The sequence below is a fragment of the Bradyrhizobium cosmicum genome (genome assembly GCF_032290525.1).
GTDB classification, from domain to species: domain Bacteria; phylum Pseudomonadota; class Alphaproteobacteria; order Rhizobiales; family Xanthobacteraceae; genus Bradyrhizobium; species Bradyrhizobium cosmicum_A.
In genome coordinates this window covers 1-239 of the sequence record NZ_JASXTA010000560.1, presented here as the reverse complement: position 1 = coordinate 239, position 239 = coordinate 1, and the positions used below count along the sequence as shown (strand labels likewise).

Sequence of the window (239 nt, the reverse complement as noted above, 5' to 3'; positions counted from 1 at the left end):
CTTCCACGTGGTCTGCTGTGAGTTCGGACACAGCAAGCTTGCGCCCTTGCACGAAACTGTAGAGCCCGACCTGCTCAGTCCTTTCGCATGCAAGTGGCTCCGGCACGATGCGAATCCCGCGCGACCATGCATGACTGATGAAACTCCACTCGGCGCCGAGTCGGTCGCGGTTGTCGCGCGCATCTTTGAAATAGCGCTTGAGCACCAGCGGGCCGTCGTCGGTAACGAGCTGGTAGACC

At 60.7% G+C, this 239-nt stretch carries 1 pseudogene; it reads right to left on the bottom strand.

The annotated features are described in order from the left end of the window. Nucleotides 1–239, bottom strand: a pseudogene (locus QSV46_RS40935) (aminoglycoside phosphotransferase family protein); the annotation flags it as partial.